The organism is Algoriphagus kandeliae, assembly GCF_004571135.1.
GTDB classification, from domain to species: Bacteria; Bacteroidota; Bacteroidia; order Cytophagales; family Cyclobacteriaceae; genus Algoriphagus; species Algoriphagus kandeliae.
In genome coordinates this window covers 753,102-774,652 of record NZ_SPSB01000001.1, presented here as the reverse complement: position 1 = coordinate 774,652, position 21,551 = coordinate 753,102, and the positions used below count along the sequence as shown (strand labels likewise).

12 protein-coding genes are annotated in these 21,551 nt (G+C 39.9%); 3 read left to right on the top strand and 9 right to left on the bottom strand.

Annotation, left to right across the window (positions count from 1 at the left end):
* From E4S40_RS03300 to E4S40_RS03290, 3 genes are all read left to right on the top strand, one after another.
* A complete protein-coding gene (locus tag E4S40_RS03300) occupies nucleotides 1–1,146 on the top strand; it encodes a DUF819 family protein (protein ID WP_202615325.1) in 1,146 nt (381 codons plus the stop codon).
* 29 nt (nucleotides 1,147–1,175) lie between these two features.
* Entirely contained in the window at nucleotides 1,176–1,643 is a 468-nt protein-coding gene (locus E4S40_RS03295; RefSeq protein ID WP_317129210.1) for a hypothetical protein, read from the top strand.
* 386 nt (nucleotides 1,644–2,029) lie between these two features.
* Nucleotides 2,030–3,259: a hypothetical protein gene (locus tag E4S40_RS03290; protein WP_135070791.1), complete on the top strand. Its 1,230-nt coding sequence runs from the start codon at nucleotides 2,030–2,032 to the stop codon at nucleotides 3,257–3,259.
* Between the two features lie 102 nt (nucleotides 3,260–3,361).
* Here E4S40_RS03290 and E4S40_RS03285 read toward each other — a convergent pair whose 3' ends face one another.
* The 9 genes from E4S40_RS03285 to E4S40_RS03245 all read right to left on the bottom strand — a co-directional run bounded on the left by E4S40_RS03285 (nucleotide 3,362) and on the right by E4S40_RS03245 (nucleotide 21,223).
* On the bottom strand, nucleotides 3,362–4,246 hold the full coding sequence (locus E4S40_RS03285; RefSeq protein WP_135070787.1) for a glycoside hydrolase family 17 protein: 885 nt from the start codon (nucleotides 4,244–4,246) through the stop codon (nucleotides 3,362–3,364).
* Nucleotide 4,247: 1 nt separating this feature from the next.
* The gene (locus E4S40_RS03280; RefSeq protein WP_237563117.1) at nucleotides 4,248–6,596 is read right to left on the bottom strand and encodes an MFS transporter; all 2,349 of its coding nucleotides are present in this window, start codon (nucleotides 6,594–6,596) and stop codon (nucleotides 4,248–4,250) included.
* A gap of 42 nt (nucleotides 6,597–6,638) precedes the next feature.
* Nucleotides 6,639–7,916, bottom strand: coding sequence for a glycosyl hydrolase family 17 protein (locus E4S40_RS03275; protein ID WP_237563116.1), 1,278 nt, complete (start codon nucleotides 7,914–7,916; stop codon nucleotides 6,639–6,641).
* Nucleotides 7,917–7,946: 30 nt separating this feature from the next.
* On the bottom strand, nucleotides 7,947–9,698 hold the full coding sequence (locus E4S40_RS03270; protein ID WP_135070784.1) for a glycoside hydrolase family 3 protein: 1,752 nt from the start codon (nucleotides 9,696–9,698) through the stop codon (nucleotides 7,947–7,949).
* An 18-nt stretch (nucleotides 9,699–9,716) separates the two neighbouring features.
* Nucleotides 9,717–13,055, bottom strand: coding sequence for a hypothetical protein (locus E4S40_RS03265; RefSeq protein ID WP_237563115.1), 3,339 nt, complete (start codon nucleotides 13,053–13,055; stop codon nucleotides 9,717–9,719).
* A gap of 204 nt (nucleotides 13,056–13,259) precedes the next feature.
* Nucleotides 13,260–15,758: an immunoglobulin-like domain-containing protein gene (locus E4S40_RS03260; RefSeq protein WP_135070778.1), complete on the bottom strand. Its 2,499-nt coding sequence runs from the start codon at nucleotides 15,756–15,758 to the stop codon at nucleotides 13,260–13,262.
* 26 nt (nucleotides 15,759–15,784) lie between these two features.
* On the bottom strand, nucleotides 15,785–16,612 hold the full coding sequence (locus tag E4S40_RS03255) for a glycoside hydrolase family 16 protein (RefSeq protein ID WP_135070775.1): 828 nt from the start codon (nucleotides 16,610–16,612) through the stop codon (nucleotides 15,785–15,787).
* 34 nt (nucleotides 16,613–16,646) lie between these two features.
* Entirely contained in the window at nucleotides 16,647–18,053 is a 1,407-nt protein-coding gene (locus E4S40_RS03250; RefSeq protein WP_161971764.1) for an Ig-like domain-containing protein, read from the bottom strand.
* Between the two features lie 29 nt (nucleotides 18,054–18,082).
* Nucleotides 18,083–21,223, bottom strand: a complete 3,141-nt coding sequence (locus tag E4S40_RS03245; RefSeq protein WP_135070769.1) for a glycoside hydrolase family 2 TIM barrel-domain containing protein — start codon at nucleotides 21,221–21,223, stop codon at nucleotides 18,083–18,085.
* Between the last annotated feature and the right edge of the window lie 328 nt (nucleotides 21,224–21,551).

Here is a 21,551-nt window from a genome sequence, read left to right as displayed (position 1 = left end):
ATGAATTTCCAAGAAATAATTTCTATTGTACTAGTTTCAATAACAGTATTTATAGTATTGAAAATCAGTACTATAAATAATAGATTTATTCAGGGTATTTTAAATTGGTTTCCTGCAATTTTATTGGCCTATGTTATCCCTGCAGCATTCACGCACATATTTCACTGGGACTTATCCCAAGTAAAACTTCACGCTTGGAGCAGGAATGCAATCATTCCTATCACTCTTTTAGCTGTCATGTCCTCCTTACGCATCAAGCAATTAGCAATAGTAGGTTGGAGACCTTTAATTTTATTTGTGGCAGGGAGTTTATTTATCGCAACGCTCCCAGTTGTTTTGGTGATTTTATCCGGTGCCATCTCTCCCCAATCTGAGGTTTTGTTTATGGAAGAATCCTATTGGAAAGGATTAGTCCCTATTGTTGGAGGGTGGATAGGGGGAAGTACTTCGCAGTTGATCTTAAAAGAATTAGCTGAGACTCCTGAAAACTTATTTTTATCAGTTTTGGTCTTAGATAATATTTTGGTGAATATCTGGACCATTTTAATGTTTCAATTCATCAAAAAAGGGGAGATGCTGAGTCTTTTGATAGGCATACAAGACCAACTTCCTCAAAAGCTGGACGCTGATCCTATCAGAATAATAGAAACCAAGATTCGCCCTTTAATCATCGCCCTAATTTTTTCAGGGATAGCCATCCTGACTTTTTATTTGCAGTTGTCGTTTTTGAATACAGTTATATTACTTTCTTTGGTAGGCTTGGCCTTGGGGAATTTTATTCCTATCTGGAATACTAAATTTTCTCTCAAGTTGGGAGGAATTGGGATTGTTTTGGTGATGGCCATTTTGGGTTTAAAGCTCGATTTTAGCAATTTGACTTTACCATGGACTTTTGTGGGAATCGTGATTCTTTGGTTAATCCTTCATTTCCTAGGAATGCTTCTCGTGTCCAAAATCTTAAACCTAAACCTAATTTGGGCGCCAATTGCATCTATGGCTAACTTAGGAGGGATTTCCACAGCTCCGGCCGTAACTGCAGCCTATCGAAAGGATTTGATGCCTCATGCGGTTTTGCTAGCCATTTTAAGTATGGTAACAGGAACAGCCTGGGGAATGCTCACGATTTCTTTATTTCAAATGATTTAAAAATTATCCATTTCATGCAGGTTCCAAGTTTGGCAGAACTCAAAAAAGAATTAAGCTATTTATCGGAAAAAGAACTGATTTCTCTGATAACAGAACTTGCGAAATTGAGTAGGGACAACAAAGCCTATCTTTATTTCAAAATGAATGAACGGGATGATCCTAGACTTTTTGTTGACTCGGTTAAAGAAGAACTGGATGAGGCTTTCGATTCTGTAAACACAGCGAATTATTACTATACGAAAAAATCGGCTCAAGCCATTCGAAGAAAATTAAATAAGGCCCTAAAGCTGAGTAAAAATAAAGCTGATCAAGTAGAGCTGATTTTATATTTCTGCGAAAAATTAAGAGAGCTTGGTTATTTAAATTTTCGCCATCCCGTAATCAGCAACCTTTACCATATACAAATTGGAAAAGCTCGTCGATTAATAGAGGGATTACACGAAGATTTGCAAAGTGATTTTTCTTTCAAACTCGAAGATCTGGCTGAAAAAAATTAATTCGGATTAAAAGCAAGGCTCGTCTATGATTAGATTGGTATTCTAACTTGGGATCTATGTTCCAGATAAATTTTCTTTAAAAAAGTCAGGTTGTTTCAGTTAAAATTTAAGCTAATCCTAGGGATAAAAGTGTGGTAAAAAAAGATTCAAATTCCCCTTTTTTCATTGTCCAATTATAAGGAGACTTTATCTAGCTATTGTTCTTTTTTGGTTTTTTTCAGCTTGCATCAAATCTTTTCAAACCAAAATATTTTAAATGTAAAAAAGGCTGGTTTTTCATGATGAAGATCAGCTGTGAATGTACCCTCGGTCACCATCGAATTCCTTTTTTATGGTTAATTTAATTCTATAGTTAAATGATTTATTAACCTTAAAATTAGGGTGCCATGAAAACGTTAAAACCAATTTTAACACTAGTCTTTGTGTTGACCAATATCTTGGTTTTCACATCGTGTGACTTAGATCGAATGGCTGAGTTAAATGAGAATATTGTGGCGGAAAATAACAATGACCCCAATATTAACCCATTTGACCCAGATGGTGCTGCATTTCGTAAAGGGGATGAAAGTAGTGTGACACACAATCTTTCTTTTCCCGTTATTTGGGCAGAAGGAACTCCGAAGACATTGAGAACACTACCAGGAGACTATGAACCTGGGTATGTTAAGCTAGACGGAGAATATTGGTATGTATGGGATGAAGATCCCGCAGATCCAAGTTATCCTGTACTAAGCTGTTTGCCTGTTGATGGAGAAGATTTATGTTACCCTGATGATAGAGAAGATGTCTACAAAGCCTGGGTTCAGAAAGATGCCAATAATTTCTGGCAAGCTGATGCTGAAAATGCAATAGGCATAGTCGAAGTTGACGTCTTAGATTGGGGAGACAATTTGGAATCAGTAGATTGGTATTTAACCTCGAAGGTAAGAACTGAAGTGGTTTTATATGATAATCACGAAGGAGCAACCCCATTACGACAATATTTAATGAGACATGTTTCCGGATGGGGATCAGATGAATTACACGGCCTTCAAACTGATTTGGATAATAATCCTTTAATGGGCCCTGGCGATCAAGCTACCATTTATTCCGAACATGCAAGGTTTACCATTCAAAAAATTACTTCTGAAACCCCTGAATTAACCTGGAATGCGGAAACATCAGCATGGGAAGGGGATGCTTTGCCTCCGGTATTTTCAGGAGCAGTTTGGGAAGCTGGCGACGGCCCCGGCTATTACAATGCAGAAATTAACATCAAAGGAAAAATCATTTACGGCTACACTTGGGACGTAAAAAGAGCCAATGATGGCATGGGAGTTTATAGACTTACTTTCAGTTTTGATGATAATGATAACTCAGATGTAACAACTGCCTTAAATACATTCTTCACAGGCTCAACTGTTCTAGCAGGATCTGAACCTGAAGAACCAGGTGAAATAAGTGCCTCTGAAGAAGGTGGCGGAGCTGCTCCTGTTATTGATCATGTTCAAAACATAACCTACATCGATATTAACATCTTAGGCAATAAAGGTGGCGGTAAAGGTGGAAAAGGAACTGATGTAGGAACTCCGGGAAAAGGTGGAAATGGCGGAAATGGAGGTAAACCTTCCAACTAATTGAAGCCTATCTTTTTAAGTAAAAACCCGCATCTTTTTGAAAAAGAATGCGGGTTTTTAATTCTACTTATTTAACTCAGCTTTGAAGAGTGTGATTAAGCATCAATACTTCAGTTTTTCATCCTTATCCCAAATCCCCCAATAAGCGCCGACATCACCTTCTGCGCCTACCTTCCAGGATTCATCAAAGGAAGAAAAATAAAAGACATCTATGGAATCTAGCTTGGACCAAGCCTGAATATTGATGAAGTATTTCATGAAATTTTCATCTGAAGGAACAGCTCCATAAAGCGGAGTTCCCTGACTAGGCCAACCTGTTTCCGTAATAATTACTTTTTTGCCTTTTCCAGCTCTTACAGCACGATTGTACATGTCCTTGATGTATAATAAGGAATAATCCAAAACACAGCCTTCCCAATAAGGGTAGCAATTGGCTAAAATCACATCACAAGCTTCGGTGATTCGAGGTTTTAGCTCAAACTCATAATAGGCATCCACATAGCCTACAGGGACTTTGGGCAATTCTTTTTTCACCATTTCAATGAAGCCGAGTAATTGATCTTCTGTAAGGTCCTTCCGGTACATCACCTCATTTCCAACGGCAGCAATATCTACATAACCTTCCTTGGCAAGCTTGATCAAACCTTTAACTTCTTCTTGATTTATTTCATCATCTTTTCCCAACCAAGCTCCTACCAAGGTTTTCATTCCCATTTCTTTCGCGATCATAGGAATCAACTCATTTCCTTCAGTACAGGAAAAGGACCGGACCCAATTGGTATAGGGGCGAATGATTTCCAATCTCCTGCGTACCTGCTCTTCGGTCAGGGTATCGCCCGGCTGTTGCCCTTCCTCATAGGGGCTAAAGCATAGACCATGCATACCTTGTTGGAGCATTTCGTTAAATGATTCTGCCAGTTCTTGATAGGATAATCCTTGCAGATTTCTTCCTGCAAGTGACAAAACTTTGTCAGCATTAAAAGACATTTTACTTATATTTTAAGGTTTCGTTTTTATTCCAAATTCCCCAGCTTTGTCCAACCTCACCTTCATGGTGTACCTTCCAAGGCTCATCGAAAGAGGTGAAATTGAACAAGGCAATGCCTTCCTTCTGAGCCCAGCGGTTAGAAGCAATAATATACTTCATGGCATTTTCAGGTGAAGGTTTGGCTGATTGTACACTTTCACCGGAGTCAGGCCAGCCTGTTTCCGTGATGATGACTTCTTTCCCGTTGGCTGCATTTTTAGCCATTTCGTACATTTTTTCCAAATAAATAGGTGCTTGATCAACATTGCAACCTTCCCAGAATGGATAGCAATTGGCTAGCACCAAATCACATGCATTGACGATTTCCGGACGCTGTGATAGCTGGAAATAGGTGTCTACATAACTCACGGGTATGGTAGGAAGAGCTCGTTTTACTTCCAATAAATAGTCAAGCACCTCTTGTTCTGTCAATTCATTACGAAGTAGCACCTCATTACCCACCACAGCGATATCCACCAACCCTTCTTTCGCCAATTGAACAAGCTGAGCTATTTCCGCTTCATTTTTGGATTTATCGGTTCCTAGCCAAGCACCAACCATGGTCTTCAAGCCTTTTTCTCGGGCAATCTTTGGAATCAATTCATTTCCATCTGTACAAGAGAAGGAGCGTACCCATTGCGTATGTGGTGCAATGATTTCCATTCGGCGTCTAATCTGATTTTCGGTAAGTGTATCACCAATATTTTGTCCTTCCAGGTAAGGACTGAAGCACATACCATGAAAGCCTCCATCAAGGGTTTCAGCAAATAAGGCTTTTATTTCGGAGCTTGATTTTCCTCCGAATTCTTGCTGAATCTTTTCAACTGCCACCTTATCTTCATCCGTGAGAGATAGAATTTTTCCACTTTGATATCCTGTGTAAACTATTTCCGGTTTTTGATCTTCGGCTTTTCGTTTCTTTAATTCCTCTCGGATTTTATTTGCTCTTTCTTCATCTACATCATAGTCATGCATCAAGTACATGGCGACGATTGTTCCTAGCATAGGTAAACCAGAGAAGAATAATCTTAATCCAGTAACTGCACCTTCGGGTTGCACTGCGGCATTTCCATCGAAACCAACTACCGTCAAAATTACACCACTCAAACCTCCAGCGATAGCAAACCCAAACTTAACCATGTACCAGTAAATAGCTCCAAAGACTCCTTCTCGTCGTTTGCCATAATTCAATTCATCCAAATCAATCACATCGGCAGTCATCGACATCATCAATACAAAGAGACTACCTATACCAAATGAATGAAAAGGAAGGGAGAAAATGAACATCCAAGGCTTTCCGGGAACGAATAGAAACCACAGGGAGGTATAACCAATTAACGCAATAGCCTGAGATACCATAAAGGCATTTTTCTTACCTATCTTTTTGGACATCCAAGCCACAATCGGAATCACAATAAAAGTGGTAACCAATGCTCCGACACTACCGAAAATTGGCGTCCAATAGCCCGCAGCGCCAGCGTCCCCATTGAACAAATACCAAACCACAATAAAGAATACGAATCCCGCTACAGTGTTAAATGCATTGAAAATAAAGAATGTAGAAATACATAGCTTTCGGAAAGGTTTTAGAGAAAAAGCCTCTTTAAATCCTCTGATAATTTGAGAAAGGCTATCGCCAATTGCATTGAAAGTCAGTGGAGAAAAGTTTTCATTTTTAGTGGATTTACTGGAGATAAAAATGGCAGGAACCATAGCACAAATCGCAAAAATAACCCCAACCCAAATGGCTAGCTCCCGAGTAGCGGATTCAGGATTCGGGAACCAGGTAGGCTCATACATGATTACCCAAAACCAAGGCGCAATTACCCATGCCCACTGTCCAATCCACTGAGCGATAGCCATAATTTGAGTACGCTCATGAAAATCTTCACTCATTTCATAACCCATGGCTACATAGGGTACACTGAAAATTGTCAATCCTATATAGAAGGCAAATGACCAGAGTAGAAAATAAGTGAAGTTATAAGTCACACTGTTTTCCCCGTAAAGTTGCCACATCACCGAGAAAGAAATACCCATTAATACGGCTCCAAGTAAGACATATTGCCTGCGTCTTCCCCAAACAGACTTGGTGTTGTCGGAGATGAAGCCCATGATGGGGTCAGTTACAGCATCTAGGACCCGAGGGAGGAAATAGACAATTCCCCACATCCATCCTGGGAAGCCTAAATTTTGAACTAGCACTACCATAAATATCCCAAGTGAGGCTGGGAACATTTGATTTGCTAGCATACCCACACCGAAGGCAATTTTTTGGCCCATCGGTACTTTTTTCACGGTGGTTGACATGGTTATTAAGGGTTATTGATAAAAAGCTTAAATTATTGAATATTAATACTTTGCAGGTGGAGCCATTACTTCCTGCATCAATCTTTCTTCATCTCCATCGAAGGTTTTTACAATTGGATTTCCATCTCGGGTAAGATCTTTGAAAATCCCTTGATCAACCATTTCCCACAAAGCATACTTGGCCTGACCAGTCTCTGTAAATAATCCAAAATGATTTTCCGAACCAATTGGATTCCCTGCGTCCTTCCAAGGCTCATTGAATCCTTCAAAAAAGAAACAAGAGATGCCCGCTTCATTGGTCCATTCACGCATCAGTTGATAATAGCGTGCCTGCTTGTATTCATCGGTTGCATGTGAACCGTCAGGGCCATAAAGCCCATCAGATACGGAAGCCCATCCTGTTTCGCCAATATGCACCGGCTTATTCACACCCAGGCTCTTCATATAGTTGGTAACTGAGTCATATTGAGCCTTTGCGAAATCCAAAGCTCTAAGCATTGCTGCGTCGACTTTTTCAATTTCAGACAATTTGGATTCTTCTATAGGTACTCTCCAAAAGTCCGGGTTGTAGTGCGTATTGTGATAGGGATAAGTATGCATTGAAATATAATCCACTGCCTTCACCAATTTGGCCAGATCTTCTGTGTGATACATCGGATCTCCACCTCCCCAAGAGGAAAAATCATCTGAACTCGTGATCCAAAGATCTTTTGAAAGCTCGCCTTTTGACTTCAAATCCTGAAGGTAATTGACCCATTTCAAAATCACAGATGGCTGCACATAATAACTCGTAGCCCATTTTACCATGGCCTCATTACCCACAGCAAGTACCTTTACGATATCTGGATATTGATTGGCCAAAGCCACAGCTCGTTTGATTTCTCCTTCGTTTTGCTCACTTTCTACATCATGGTCAGGTTCAAGATCTGTCCATGCATTTTTACAATCTATCCAAGCGCCTAACATCACGTACATTTCAAAATCCGGATCCTCACTTTTCATTTCGCTGATAGCTTTAAGCAAGTTGGAAGCATGCGCAAACTGCACATTATATGTTCGGAGCATTTTTATGCCCATAGCAGATAGTATCCGCATGTCTTCTTTGAGTTGGGCTATACTAGGTTGAATATCTCTAGATTTTGCTCGATAGCCTTCATATGAAATTGCCTGATAAGCTGGATTTCCTAGAATTTCTTTTGCAGTCACTACTTTTTCTTTTGTTGAGTTAATTGTTTCCTTTTCTGTTGTTGAATTTCCGCATGAAAAAGCCGCCATTACAGCCATTCCTATGCATATTGATCTGAAGAGCGTCAAGTTCATGGTATTCATATTTTTGGTAACTATACTAAATTATTTGCTTGTACTTTTTTTATAATTCAATCCATAACCCAATGGGAAAAGTGGGTTAATCGATTCATCCCAGAAATTGGGACCGAATTTTCCTTGAAAGTCTTCCACTGATTTAGGCCAGGAGTGAGGAAGTTTTCCTTTGAAATCAAATTGTCCAAATAGAACTTCTGCGATTCCATCTCCTTCAGAACCAGGTAGCCAAGCAGCAACAAATGCATCACTTTTCTTCAGTTGCTCCGTAATCACCAAGGGTCTTCCAGAAATCAATACAACCACTGTTTTAATTCCTTTTTCGGAGTAAGCATCAATATATTTCTGATGTTCTTCGGTTAAAGTGAGTTGAAAAAGATTCATTTCCCCACCTATATCCCCAAAAAACTCGGCATAAGGATTTTCCCCAACCACAATCACCGCAACATCTACATCTTCAATTTCTGCAGTTCCTTCTTGGTCATATACTACTTCTCCCGTGGAAAACTTCCGTATACCTTCCAGGATGGTAGTTGCCCCAGTGTAATTTTCAGTGGATCCTTGCCAATTGATCGTCCAACCTCCCGATTGTAAGCCTGAATTATTTGCAAAGGGTCCGACAACTGCGATTTTGGAATTCTTTTTTAAAGGCAAAGCCTGATTTTCATTTTTCAAAAGAACCAAGGACTCTCTCACCGCTTGCTTCGCAACAGCCCTATGCTCGGGAATTCCAATTTTGCTTATGAGACTTTTATCGGAAAAAGGATTATCAAATAACCCAAATCTGAACTTTTGTCTCAAAATCCTGCGAACAGCATCATTAATTCTTTCCTCTGAAACTGAACCATCCAAAACCGCAGCCTTTAAGCCCTCTTGAAAACCATCTAGATCACCATCTACTGCCATCACCATGTCTATTCCGGCATTGATAATATCATTTTGGCCAAAACGGGAATAGGCTTTCCAGTCAGATACCACAATTCCATCAAATTGCAACTCTTCTTTCAGTAAATCAGTGATTAAGGCCTTGTGCGCATGCATTGGGATACCGTCTAAGGTATTGAAGGAGGCCATGATAGAGGCAACACCCGATTCGATAGCTGCCTGATAGGGTGGAAGAAGTCGCTCAATGACTTCTTCCCGACTGAGTGAGGTATTTCCTCCTTCCACGCCAAATTCTGTCGCTCCATCCCCGATATAATGTTTTGCCGTGGCCATTACACCAATATTCCCGAGTCCTCCCTGATGGCCTTTTACGGATGCTTTGGCCAACCGGGCTGTTAGTTCTGTGCTTTCAGAAAAGGCTTCGTAAACACGTCCCCATTTTTCATTCATCGGAATGGCAACACATGGAGAAAAAACCCAATTAAATCCAGTTGCCTTGGATTCTATCGCTGTGATGGCAGCAGCTTTTTCTACCAATTCTTCATTTCCAGCAGCCCCTAAACCAATATTATGAGGAAATATGGTGGCTCCTTCATAGGTGTTTTGTCCATGAACAGCATCCACACCAAAGAGCAAAGGGATTTTAAGTCTTGTTGACAAGGCAAATCGTTGAAGCATCGCAAATTTTTCTTGCCATTCTTCCGCATTGGAGCCGGGTAGGGGACCTTGGGTATGGATTACCGAACCGATATACTTTGTCTTGATATCTTCAGGACTAATATCATCAAAGTGCCGAACTTGGCTCATTTGACCGATTTTCTCCTCCAGCGTCATTTGAGAGATTAAAGCATCCACTTTTTGCTCCAAATCCAGGTCGCTATTGATTTTTTTTCCCATAGAACAATTAAAAAATTCCTAGAAAAGTGAACCCAGGTCTAAGTGGACAATCAATTTTTCTACCTCACCAGAGCGTGAGAAGATCTTATCAGACACATCCTTTTCCAGCATCAAATTGTCTTCCTGAACGCTTTTTAATCCATTTCCATAAATCGTTTCAACCGCATTTTTAGAGCTCAATTTGTACACGATAGGAACTTGACAGTATGTAAAGCAAAGTGAGTTCTCCCAAACAGGGCTTTGAGTAGCCATGCCATTTACATTGAAATAGTCGAAAACCCGACTCTCTGGTAAAAACTCAGATTTTTTCAACATAAATGGACTGAATAAAAGCTGACCATTTTCTATAAAAACTCCCAGTTCACCGAATCTACAAATGATGTCTTCTTTTACTTGGCCAGTCATACCGGGTTGTTGAGCACCTTTATTGGCGGGAGTGTGAGAATAAGGATCAGTAGGGAAGGCACCATATACACTTGGTGATTTGTGTACCCCGATTCCTTCATTGATTTCATAGTAATGGGCGATTAATTTTTCCAAAATTTCTTTTGGATCTTTAGCTTCATAAGCCTTCACACAATACTCGAGAACTGCAAGCTGAAGCTTAGAAACCATGTGCCAGTAAATCGACCCTAGTCCTTCGTATCCATAAAAAGTACCTGATCGTCCTGTAAAAGCTTTATGGTTAAATACTTTTTCAAAAATCTGAAGTACTTGTTTTTTATCCTCTGAATTGAATACAAAATCCTCCGAATTAATAGCATCCAATGCAAGAGCTAAATCACCAGCATTCTTGAAATTTCCATTGAAATGGTAGTCTCCATTTATGTCCTGATTGATAATGGATTTATTGCCTTTTTCGATCAGCTTTTTCAAAACCGTAGACTTTTCTACATCGGATGCAGAAACATTGTTTTTATCCAAAAATCCTGGTAGCTCCTTGTTTGGATAAAGCAGGTAGCTGTTTTGATCTTCCCGGTAAAGCTTACTATTGCGCAAAGCATCCAAAGTCTGCAATACCTGTTTAGAACTCAAATAACCCGAACTCAAAACTGCAACCTGCCCCTCTAGCATTTCACTGAGATAGGAAATAGATACTTCCTCCTCATTTTCTACAGTCATTAGGTTGTAGGCGTGATAAAGATTGTCCTGACGCTTATTCGCCTCGATTGTATGCTCAAGGTAACGCAGTGATAGCTCAGAAAAATCAATTAATTCTTGAATAGAAATGCCTTTTCGCTCACTGCTGAAGGAATTTTGGTAGATTTTATTTCGATAACGACTGCCAGCTTGACCCAAAGCATCAAGCACCGACTTTCTGTTTTTATCAGTAAATCTTCCAGAAAGTAAATATTGGTGTGAATCCAGAGCCTTCGAAGTTTCTTTAAAGAACTCCAATAATTCTTCGGAAACTTGGACCTCTTGACTTTGGCTTTTTTGAAGTACGTCGATGAAAAAGCTCAAAAATCTTCTGAGATAGTATAGGGTAACCATCGAAACACCATTTCCTACCAAAGCATTGTTGGCATCGTTCCATTCGGGTCTTTGAGTATTCATCCAAATTCCACCCTCAGGAATGAAATTGGAAATTTTGGCTAGTACGGAGGCCAAAATTTTCTCCAAAAAATTAACCTGATGAATAGCACCGCTTTGATTTTGAATCAAAGAAGCATCCGAACCCAAGGTTGCCCATCGCTTTTGAATAGCTTGATCCAATTGATGATCAAAATCTATGGTATCCTTTGGGTTTTTCAGAATGTCCTCATAGGATTTGATTTTGTAGGGAACATTGGCATAAACGAAAAGATCCTCATTGAAATATTGTGTCAATAAACCTGGTTTATAATTCTCAGCAAACTCTAAGAATTTCAGTAAATAGATAATCTGATGATCACCCCAATACCCAATATAAGACCATGGGTCATCTGCTTCGATCCGCTCCCAATCAATCCCATTTTTAGTGATTCGATAAGGATTATAACCATCAAAGGTAGAGGCATTTAAAAACTTAAATATCATGCCTTCGATGAACTCTGGGTAGGAGAGGGCTAATGCCTCCCAATTCTGAAAAATATCCCTCCAGTTTCCGGCATAGTCCAAAACTTTAGACCCATCCTCTTCATTTTTAGTATTTATCGAAAAATGATTCCAAGGTCTGCTTGGATCTCCATGTCTACGGCTGAATTTCAAAGGTAAATACTCTAAACAAAGCCGTTTGAAATCCAAATCGTCGGAACCTTCAGCTAGTTTCTTTAATGTAGAAATAGGAAATTGATCTGGTAGAGAATCCAGACTACTTTTTTGTCTTGAAAAAACATCCCGATTCGCATTTTGGATATTATTTTTTAGATCAGTTTTTTCAATCAAATAATTATTGTCAAAAATACCACCTCGCATGATATTAAACATGGAGTTGGCAAAATGGCGGGTATCTTTTAACCAATCCGCTGTCAATTGTAGCCCATCAGCTGCAGCATTGAGCTTAATTAGTTCCTGGGTACCTAGTTCGACATCATTTTTGACTTGAGAAATCAAGTCTTTTTCATGCTTTATAACATGCGCTAAAGCTCGAATCTGAGATACATTTTGATTGACATCAGCTATAATCATCCACTCCTTCATTTCTCCAGACTTCAATTCAAAATCCGCCTGAACGAAATATGCCCCCCTTCGTGCTTTTACGTCAGTTTCATTTTTGATTTCTTGACCTTTCCTGAATGCATCCAACTGGGAAGATGAAAGGAGTCGCATAGAAGGACTAATGCCAACAGACCAAGCTATGCTTGACTTCAATGCTTCACTTGGCTCGGCTTTATCAACAATAATGGCACTTAAGGCAAAAATTCCAATACCACTTTCTTGCTCTAATTCATTTCGCTTATAGGCATCCACGAGGTTGCTGCGCATGCCTTGAAGAGCACTTCCTACACCATATGGCATGATATTTTGAATCCCATCCAAAATGGAAATATCTACCGTGGATGTAGTGTTGTTTATGATTTTGCTGGTTTTTACGAATCCAAATCGATCACTACTGCTCCACTGATATTGGAATGTGAGATTTAAGTCAAGATTTACCTCTTCAAAAAGGATTTTATTGCCATAGCGATTTTTGTAAAGATTTCTTTTTAAACGATACAGATTGGCATAGTGAATAGAAAAAGGCTCCCAAATAAAAGTTTGATCGTTTTGTTTGACTCTACAAATTGTTTTGGAACCAGTAATTTCTGAGGATTCTAATATTTTATCATCTGTGTAATAAGGGAAAAGCGCACTCTCCGGATCTTTTCTTCCTGCACTGATACCTCCATTACTTCCTATAAACAGCCAATGATTAGCTGGGCTGATGATACTCATGAAAAAAGGAGGTATTTGATCGCAATCAGTGATTTTTAAATATTGCTCGGAGCCTAGCTTAATAAGTTCAAGCTTATCTTGATTAATGAGCTTTTGTTCACTTATGCCTTTCTGCATAGAATAAAATATGTTGGTTGAAATAGTTGAATAGAGCCGAGTTAATCAACCCGGCTCATTTGTGAATTCTAATTAAATATTTTTTGATTATAATTTTTCGATACGCACATTATCTATCAATACCGCACCTGCTCCGCCACCACCAGTTGCGAAGTTGAAGTCAATGATAAACAAAGTACCTTCCGGATCAATGGATTCAATATCCTGAACGACCGTGGTAAAGGTATTGGCATTGATAAGGATTTGAGTATCAAATAAATTGGTGGTTTTAACTCCTCCTTCCGGATTAGGAACCTGGGTTTGCATGTGCAGGGCCGAACCAGTAATTGGGGTCACGACTTTTGCATCATAGCTAATTCTAATATTAGTATTTCCTTGGTAATCCACGGCATCATTGGTATATCTGAAAATATAGGCGCCACCCTCTGTATCATTCAATGTTAATAAGATAGCTCCTGTACCCCCAACGCCGCCATCTGCACTGTAAGCAATTGGTGCATTCTCGTTGTTTTCAGCATTAGCTAGACGGGTCCATTTATCCAGGGCCGATTCAGTATTGAATTCATCAATGAAAAAGGCTTCACCAGTACCACCTGTTCCTCGACCATTTCCTTCCCATCTGATATCATCGAAGTAGTAAGTTTCAGTCGAACTAGTCAACGTACCATCAGTTCCATCAGGATTATCAGGCTTAATAACCAATTGGTTTAATCCTGTATTAGAGCTTGGTATGTCTGTAAAATTAACCTCAACTTCGACCCATGAATTTGCCTCAGCAACGGTTCGGAATTGTGGTGGTGGATTTCCTGAACCAGCCTCTTGGGGTTCACTGTTTAGTTCAAAACGAATCACAACATCCGCTTTGGAAGAATAAACCTTGAGTTTGAGTGTTTGGCTTACATCGAAGTTGTCTGCAAAAGCATTTTGGAAGCCAGCCCATCTATTCGTACCCGCCGCCTTGACTACTTTCAAAGAATTATTTGAAGTGTTGATGCCGGATTGAGATGGGTTAGGGGCTAGTTCTGTAGTTAAGCTTCCTTCTGCAAAGAAGGTACTGATAAATGATTCACAAGTCTCAAACGTAACAGGGAATCCCGTAGCAGCTACCGGCGCACCTTCGCAGCCACCTGATCCACCAGAAGAACTATCGGACTGCGTTATGTCATCTATGTAAAATTCTCCGGCAGTGGTACCTGGACCATCCACAAAGAGGGTTAATTGTGAATAGGAGGCTGTAGCAAAATCAAAATCAAAAGTGAGATCTTGCCATCCAGTCTCACTCGCGGTTACCGCTACTTCCACCGGATCAGCCGTGCCACTCTCAAACTTCATCAATACAGGAACTCCAGCAACAGGGGAGTTGAATCTCATACTGATGATTTTCCCGTTATTGAAATCAACTGGTGTGGCTAAAGAGAAGTACATTCCTTCCCACTCTTTTCCTGAATTGGTCAATTTCCCAACTTGATTACCTGAATTGGTTGGGTCTGAAACTACTTCAAATGCAACTCCATTAAAAGCAGTAGTTTGAACCTCGCCGTTTTCAAAATTAATAGGGAGAGCAGTGGTATTTTGAGATAATAATTCCAATGAAATATTATCTAATACAACCACACCTATATCCGCTCCCATATCAAAAATTACCCGGCTGTTGTCGCTATCAAAATTAGCGGTAAACTCAGCGCTAAATCGTTGAACGTCTGTCGTCAGGGTGAACTCCTGAGTCACATTTGTCCACGGATCTTGATTTAGACCAATGCCTGCTAATATTGTCCTGCCATCTTCTACATCAGTTGAAGCATTAAATGAAAGCTTGTATTTGCTTCCAGATCTAATAGGTAAAACCTGACTAATATTGACATCAAAAGGATTCCCAGCTGTAGTGACGTTAGTGAAAGAAAAAGAATTTCCTCCCTCTTCTCGAACTTCAAGCCCATTTCCAATCCATCCTGTAGTACCGTCTTCAAAATCACCATTTACCAAAAGGCCCTCATCATAATTAACTTTCACAGTTCTTGTCACTTCCTCTGCTGCATTTCCAGCAGCATCGGTCACATTGTAAGCCAATACATACTCTCCTGGTTGGAAGGTGTTTACTTCTCCAGTTACAACAATATTGGCAGATATATCTCCATCTACTTCGTCATTTGCAGTAGCTCCCGGGTCGGTAAATTCTTCACCGATTTCCAATTCAATCGCAGGTTCACCTACCAAGGAAATTACTGGAGGATCCTCATCTGTAATTATGACTATCAATTCAATAGTAAGAGTTTCCTTCACTTCTGTAGAACCACCTTCATTGGTAGCCACGAGAGAAACCTCATAAGTACCATCTTTCATAAAGACCTTTCTTGGATCTTTCAAAGTAGAAAATGTCCCATCACCAAAATCCCACTGATAGGTATCTGCGTTTTGTGAAGTATTGGTAAAAGTTACAATTCCACCTGTTTCTTCATCTATTGAGAAAGTAAATCCCGCAGTAGGAGGAGGGATTATCAAGTCTTCTTCGGTACAAGCAGAGAAGAACAAAAATGACCCGAGTACTAAAAAACTAAGTAACTGGTATAGTTTAAATTTCCTAATCATGATCGTTTAGGTTTAAATGTGATGAATTATTGGTATACTCGGACATAGTCAATGAGCATGGTTTGTGGAAAACGGCTGTTTGAAGAAGGTGAGCCCACAAAATTCCCACCTACAGCTACATTTAACAGGATAAAGAAGGGTTTGTCAAATACCCAATCTGTACCAGCGGGCAAATCCTCTGGCTTCAATCGATTATAAAGCCTTTGATCTACAAAAAAGTCAATAAAATCAGGTCCCCATTCCACCGCAAACACATGAAAATCAGTGTCAAATCTTGAGTCAAAAAGCTGGAATGGTTGAGAGATAGCATTTTCTCCTGAATAGCCGGGGCCATGGATCGAACCAAGTATCTTACTTGGTTCCTGACCTCTCAACTCCATAATGTCGATTTCACCGGTCTGAGGCCATCCAATCTGATCGATGTCTGCACCCAACATCCAGAAGGCAGGCCAAAGTCCCTGACCAAATGGTGTCTTGATTCTTGCCTCAATTCTTCCATATTGGAATTCCTTAAGACCCTTTGTTGTGATTCGGGCAGAAGTGAAGTTTCTGCCTCCAAATGGCTCATTGATGGCTTTAATCACCAAACTTCCACGACCATCTATGTAGATATTTTCGGTCCTGTTGGTGTAATATTGAAGTTCATTATTACCCCATCCTTCATCACCTGTGCCTATATCGTAGTTCCAAAACTCAGGATTTGGCGGATCTCCTGTGGTTCCATCAAATTCATCAGCCCAAACTAAAGTGTACCCTCTATCGGGAAGTTCATTGCTTTCTGTACAGCCACTGATTACAATAAAACCAAAAGTAAGGGTCAGGAAATAACTGAAAATTTTATATGTATTACTCATGATCTTTCTTCATTTAAAATTGAGTATAGACTGATCATCTATAGAAATAAATATTATCAACAAAAATATCGGAAACGGTACCGTCTGATATGAAGAATATCAAATCCACATCATTGGCTGTCCCCAAACCTCCAAAGTCACTCATAGGGATATCATAACTTATCCACTCTTCAGATACCAAGGGTTTGTAATTCCCTAAATTGACAGCACCTGAAGTCTCTGTTGGTCCATTATTGTTTATAATCTGGACGCGGATAAAATCCCCAGGGTCTACATTTTCTCTGACATTGATATCCAAGTGTAGATGAGTCATCTCGGAAGCATTGACATCCGGAGAGTTGAACATGTTTACACTTACAAAATTGAGATTGGTGTAGCTGATGATATTTTCACCTGCAATATTTGTCAGACCACCTTGAGTAGTGGCAAATTGAAAGAAGCCATTGTAATTATCCACCTGAACATTGGTATAAGCATCACTAAAAATTGAAACCACATCTTCAGCATTCCGGGCCGGTGGAGTAGGAGCCCCAATGAATTGTCCTGGAGAGTTTACCGTAAGAGATCCTAACGCATCAATTTCAGTGGCATCAGAACCAAGTGAAGCCGTAATAGTAGAATTTCCTGCACCGATTACAGAAACCTGACCTTGGTTATTGACAGTGGCTACACTTGGATTAGAGGAAGTAAAATTAAAATAGGCTGGAGACGCTACTACAGAAATATCCAGACCATCGAAATTTAGCGTTACACTTGTTCCTGTAACAGGGAAAGTAACCCCGCTAAAGGAATTTACCTCTTGATTTTCACCATTATTAATTTTGGGTAAGGGTTGAGCTAGACTGCTTAGATTTTCAAATCTCAATTCATCAATCCAGAATGAAAACCCTACTTCCTCACCCTCAGGACCAATTCCACCAGCCGCAAATTGAAATACGCCTCTTTCTTCTAGCAGTTTGGAAGGATCAGGAATGGGAATAACAAACTTTTGCCAGTTTGTAGTGAATTTTACATCAGTTCTGAAAGCTCGATAGGTATCTCCCAAAAAATCCTGACCGAATCCTATTTCGGAAATGGTAGCAGCCTGAGATGCTCTGGCATAAAAAGTCAGGGCATTGAAGTCTTGTAAATCTCTCCCAGCTCCATCGATTCTGAATATGGCGCCCGCGAAATTTCCTCCTGGATCATCTGCATCCGGGACATCTATCCTTATCGAGGATGTTCCTTCATAACTTTCATTGTCATCTACAGAAAATACGTCAGGTTTGGCCCCTTGATAGGGGAAATAGAAATCGCTTCCCAATCCCACAAAATTATCTGTGAAAATATCGGCGGTTCTACTATATCTAGCTCTTGGAAGATCATCAAATTCTTCTCTCACACATCCTATTGTGCTAAAAATCAATAGGGAACTAAAAAGGAAAATGTGTTTATTTTTCATGTCCAATCTTTTCTTAATGTTAAAAATCATTACTTCCCAATATGGATATGGATATATGTCCTTAACTCCCATTCATTTCCATTTGGAAAACCGATCGCTTTAGGATCAGGAATCACATTGCCACTTATGTCCACGGTCTGAGCAGGATTATATCTAGGAGAATACTGATCCAGTGATCTCCAGGTAAATCTTATGCCCATGGTTGTATTTGGCAACATGTACCATTCTTGCTTTCCCACCGAGGTAGAAACATCAGCCATTACCTGTACTGGAAATGTCAGGTTAAAATCCCTATGAAAATCAAATGGACCCCAGTCATTAAATTTCAAAAAAGAAGCAACTTTTAAATCTTTATAAATCAAGCGCACATCACCACCAAACCTCTGAATAGTTCTAGGGTCAGAACCATTGGCCTGACCATTTCCACCGTAGAGATTAGCAATAATTCCGAAGCGAGGATTGATTTTAGAAACAATTCGGGTATTGATTTCCCAAAGATCCAGTGCGGGTGGAGCTCCATCTGCAGCCACCGGAATACGTCCAGTTCCAGGAAAGATAATTGCCGCATCCATGGTAGTGGGTAAGTGCCGGTAAACAAATCCAAGACTAGCTGCTAGTGGAGCGTCTTCCTGCATATCATTATCCCATTCATACATCCAGGTGCCCGGTGTAGGATCAAATGTCAATAGTAATTCACCTCCAATAGTCTCCCGGTTAGACCTTACAACAAATGGATCTTCAAGAATATTTCTAGGTCGGGCCGGTCCACCTATGGTTGCTGGGATTGGATCTACCAAGGGCTTTTGCCACATGAAGTTTGGGGCTATTTGAAGATTTCCGGCAGTATAAGTAGCTCCTGTGAAAATGCTGTTTTTGTTTCCACTTCCGCTGTCTTTCAGTGTCCATCCTGTAAAAGTCCGAGTGTAATCTCCACCACCATTCGCTACCAATCCTTGAGATGAAGCCTGCGCATACCAATTGATTCTTCCTTTGGAATAAGAAAGCTTTACTTTTCCTCCCCATAGATCACTCGTTCTTATGCGGTCGGTAAAAGTCTGGTAATTTCCTTCCTCACCCCGAACAATTTGAAATTCTCTTCCTACGAGAGGCTGTCCTGCCCAAATACCTCCAAATTCAAATTTTAAAGTTTCTGAAAATTTGGTTTCAGAATGCAAAGTTAATCTCCTCGTTCGTGGTTGAGGAACAGCAATCGAACTGACTGCTACTGCCGGATCATCCAAATCTTCATGAAAGATACCCGTAACGGAAGTTTTTCCAAGTTCACGTCTATATTTTACTAATAGAGCCGGGTTAGCTCCCCACCATAGTTCTCTACCAAAGGCGAGCTTCAATCCCTTTAATTGTTTTTTACCTGAAATTTCTAATCCAGAAGGCGCTAATGCATTATAGATGTCGATATTGGGACCATAATTTGCCTCAGGATAAAGACCAAAAAAATCACCTTCATAGCCCCAATGATAATGTCCGGTTCGATAGAATCCGTTTAAATCGAATAGCTTGTGGTTCCAAGTATAATCTGCTTGATAAACTGCTACTCGTCCGAGTGCCTCAACAACTTGAGTTCCTGCCTGTGTTTGAATATTTACAGGACGACCTCTGTTTTCATAAAAAATTTCATCAATGGGATTAAGCGCTACATTTCCTAGTACGTTAAAAACCACATTTGCACGGACATTGGAGGAAGGGATAGCTTCAACCCCCACAAAAAAGGATTGCATGTGATCAAATCCCTGCTGATTGGGAAATGTTACTTGGTCCGGATCAGGATCTTTTGGGGTAGTGGTCAGACTTCCACCCGTATTAAAAGTAGTGAACTGTGCCCTTAGCTCACTGACAGAAAGGAGCTGTGATGACTCGCCAAGTAAGGCTGCTTTATCACCTCTTGCTTTTAGAATTGATTCTGTCAAATTTATGGTGGCAAAATGGTTTTGGATGGATTCCAAGGTCATGCCATGGGCATAAGGGTTAATTTGATGAGCTTCTTTCAAAGCATAATAGGCAGCACGAGGATATAGGGTATATAAGCCTCTTACAGTAGTTTGACCTTTAGCAGCAATCCCAAACCACTCTTCATTCATGTTGTTTTCACCTTCTACGTAGTCAAAAGAGTAGCCTCCATTTGCCCACGATGCCTCCGAATTATGGATGTCTAAGTCCACTGTCTGACCGGTTTTCCACCAACCGTCACTGAACTGAAAGGTATAACCTCCTAAAGAATTTCCAGCTTTGCCTAAACCAGCTGCGTTTTCATATATCTCCCGCCAATTATTGACCATGAAATAGGCTTGGGACTCTTGGTCTTCTGCATTATCAATGGCATTGAAAGCATCAGCACCGAATTCAGTAAACAAGATTGGCTTGTTTAACTCATTTCTAACTCGTTCAAAAGCATCTCCGAACGAAACACCACGATACATATTCGTACCGAAAATATCGATGTCTTTACATTCCTCTTTGATGATTTCCAAAAAAAGCAAGTCTCCATTACAAATAGCAATTGGAACACTGGTATCTATACTTTTCATGGCCAGGGTTGCCTCATTAAAAAGTTTATACATAGCAATAGCCCTGGTAGTAGATTCCCTGTCCTCGATAGGAATATCTTCTGTTTCAGCTCCTTCCCAAAACAGCCCATAATTATTTTCATTACCCAAAAGGTAGAGTAGGAGACCTGGAGTGCCTTGATATTCGCGCACCATTTGAGTTACTTCCGTAAGTAAAAGTTCCCTCACCCGTGGATCTGCATATTCGGTATTCGCCATCCATCCTCCATCGATAGTCAGTCCGTAGCGACCAAATGAATGATTTAGCATCGTATAGATGCCATATTTCTCATAGATATACGTAATCCATTTGGCAGGAATACCTGTGTAAATCCGTACAGAATTAACTCCCATGTTTTTTAATAGGGACATTTCTGAATCAAGAGCAGCCATGATAATATCATCAGGTTGCTTCCATAAACTATAGTTGAAATTAGTTCCGATAGGAAAATAATCCCAGTTCATCCCATTGACCATGAAGTCTTTGCCATTGACTTGTAGCTTCATGCCGGTATCATCGTGAACAACGGCGACATGGTTTCTTTGGGCTTCGGCTCTAACTGCAACTAGCAGCAGCGCAAGGGCTGTTAGGTAGAAATATTTCATAACAGTTTCATTTAAAAAGCTGACATCCTTAAACAATTCTTGATTTGGCTTGAGCCATACAAAAATTTATCTAATTAAGTCATTTTGTAGAAAAAATTCCAGTAATGAGACTACATCATTTCTTTCAAAGCACTACTACAAAACCTCAAAAATTGATCTCGCAATCGTTTTATTTTTTTTCAGATTAGAAATTTTCCTACTACAGGATAAATATTTTTGATAAAATATTCCTGATTACGAATAGAGAAATTGATTCATTAATTCCACATAAGAACCCAGCTAAAATTAGAAGTAAGTATATCCTAGAAATTTCAAATTGAATAAATTC